The sequence below is a fragment of the Streptomyces sp. NRRL B-24085 genome (assembly GCF_001282115.1).
Lineage (GTDB): Bacteria > Actinomycetota > Actinomycetes > Streptomycetales > Streptomycetaceae > Streptomyces.
On the sequence record NZ_LJBR01000620.1, the window covers coordinates 1 to 2,361 of the forward strand.

Consider the following 2,361-nt stretch of genomic DNA (forward strand, 5'->3'; position numbering starts at 1 on the left):
GACCCCGGACTGCGACAGTTGGCTGGAGGACCGCACCCACCCCGCCCACGGCCCGGCTGCGGGGGCGGGCCGTGGGCGGGGTGGGTGCGGTCCTCCAGCCAACTGTCGCAGTCCGGGGTCAGCGCTATGGCGGAGGGTGCGGGGACGTCCAGGCGGTCGGCGAGGTCGCGCACCATGCGGTACAGGTCGGGCGCGGACTCCTCGGCGATCGCGACGGTCGGGCTGACGGCGGGGCGGGCACGGGCGACGACCAGGGCGACGGCCCCGGCGGCCAGCAGCACCACGGCCCCGAGCACGCTCATGACCAGGCGGGCGGTGTCCCAGACCCCGCCCACCAGATGGCCGGTGGAACCCCCGGCGAGCAGCACCACGGCCACCGCCGCGGGCAGCAGCGCCACGGCCAGCGCACGGCTGCGGATGCGCAGCACGGCGAGGGCCCGGGAGCGCGCGGCCTGCGCGCCCGCCTCCACACCGATACCGGTCATGACCGGACCTCACCCCCTCCCTGCCGTCCTGGATGCCGAGCTGTCCTGGCGTTGCTCACTCCCCCACTGTGGCACCCGTCACTGACATCGCAATGCCGGTGGGCCAAGTGCCGGACCGCTTGCGCGGCACCCTAGTTGGGCCCTGGGCCCCCGTCAGCCGTATGCGGTCGCGGTCACTCGATGGAATGGCTTTGGGGAAAGGTGGATGACGGACAGCAAAGATCAGGCCCCGGATCCTTAGACGGATCCGGGGCCTGCCGGGTTGTTCGGGGGCGGGGGTTTCGCCCGGGTTTCCGGGCCTGTCAGGCTTCGGCCGCAGCCTTCGCCGCGATGTCCGTCCGGTGCTGGGAACCGTCGAGCCGGATACGGCCCACGGCCCGGTACGCGCGCTCGCGGGCCTCGGTGAGGTCCTTGCCGGACGCCGTGACCGACAGGACGCGGCCGCCGGCGCTGACGACGGCGTCACCGTCCCGCTTGGTACCCGCGTGCAGGACCCACGCGTGCGGGGCGTCCTGCTCGGCCACCTCGTCGAGGCCGGTGATGGGGTCGCCGGTGCGGGGGGTGGCCGGGTAGTTGTGCGAGGCGACGACCACGGTGACCGCGGCCTCCTCGCTCCAGCGCAGGGGCGGCAGGTCTTCGAGGTTGCCGCTCGCGGCGGCGAGCAGGACTCCGGCCAGCGGGGTCTTGAGGCGGGCCAGGACTACCTGTGTCTCGGGGTCGCCGAAGCGGGCGTTGAACTCGATGACCCGCACACCGCGGGACGTGATCGCGAGACCGGCGTACAGCAGCCCGGAGAAGGGGGTGCCGCGGCGGCGCATCTCGTCGACGGTCGGCTGGAGGACGGTCTGCATGACCTCGTCCACCAGCTTCGGGTCGGCCCAGGGCAGCGGGGAGTACGCGCCCATGCCGCCGGTGTTGGGGCCCTCGTCGCCGTCGAGGGCGCGCTTGAAGTCCTGGGCGGGCTGGAGCGGGAGGACGGTGTCGCCGTCGGTGACGGCGAACAGGGAGACCTCGGGTCCGTCGAGGAACTCCTCGATGACGACCCGCTCACAGGCGTTGGCGTGGGCCTTCGCGGTCTCGAGGTCGCTGGTCACGACGACGCCCTTGCCCGCGGCGAGACCGTCGTCCTTGACGACGTACGGGGCGCCGAAGGCGTCGAGGGCCTCGGCGACCTCCTCGGGGTTCGTGCAGACGTAGGAGCGGGCGGTGGGGACGCCGGCCGCTGCCATGACGTCCTTGGCGAAGGCCTTCGAGCCCTCTAGCTGCGCGGCCTCCCCGGACGGGCCGAAGACCGGGATGCCCGCCTCGCGCACGGCGTCGGCGACGCCCGCGACGAGCGGGGCCTCCGGGCCCACGACGACCAGGTCGACGCCGAGTCGCTGGGCGAGCGTGGCCACCGCCTCGCCGTCGAGGGCGTCGACGGGGTGCAGCTCGGCGACCTCGGCGATGCCGGCGTTGCCGGGCGCGCAGTGCAGTGCGCTGACGTCGGGGTCGAGGGACAGGGAGCGGCACAGGGCGTGTTCGCGGGCGCCGTTACCGATGACGAGGACCTTCACGGGGGTCAGCCTAACGGGGTTTTTGTGCCAGGTTCCTAAGGGGTGGAGGCGGAGGAGTCGTGGGTTCCTCCAAGGCGAGGGGTCTGGCTCGCGCTTCCATGGCCTCGGCGAACGCGCCGGTCACGTCGGCCAGGTCGCGCCTTGGCCGTCCCTACTCGTTGGTGATCTCCTCGACCACGGTCGCCCCGAGTTCCCGAACGATCAGTTCGCGGCCGGAGAGGGCCGACTCGTTGAGGTCCGGGTCGTCGTCCTCGGGGATGTCGTCCTCGATGGAGACCGGCGGGGGTTCCGGAGCGGATCGCTGCGGGGCGGGTGCGGAC

The 2,361-nt window shown here is 73.1% G+C and carries 1 protein-coding gene and 1 pseudogene; both read right to left on the bottom strand.

Going from position 1 to position 2,361, the window contains the following annotated elements:
• Positions 1 to 485, bottom strand: a pseudogene (locus AOJ26_RS40380) (hypothetical protein); the annotation flags it as partial.
• A 302-nt stretch (positions 486 to 787) separates the two neighbouring features.
• Positions 788 to 2,041 (bottom strand): phosphoribosylamine--glycine ligase, encoded by a 1,254-nt coding sequence (gene purD / locus AOJ26_RS40385; protein WP_053853305.1) that lies wholly within the window; start codon positions 2,039 to 2,041, stop codon positions 788 to 790.
• Between the last annotated feature and the right edge of the window lie 320 nt (positions 2,042 to 2,361).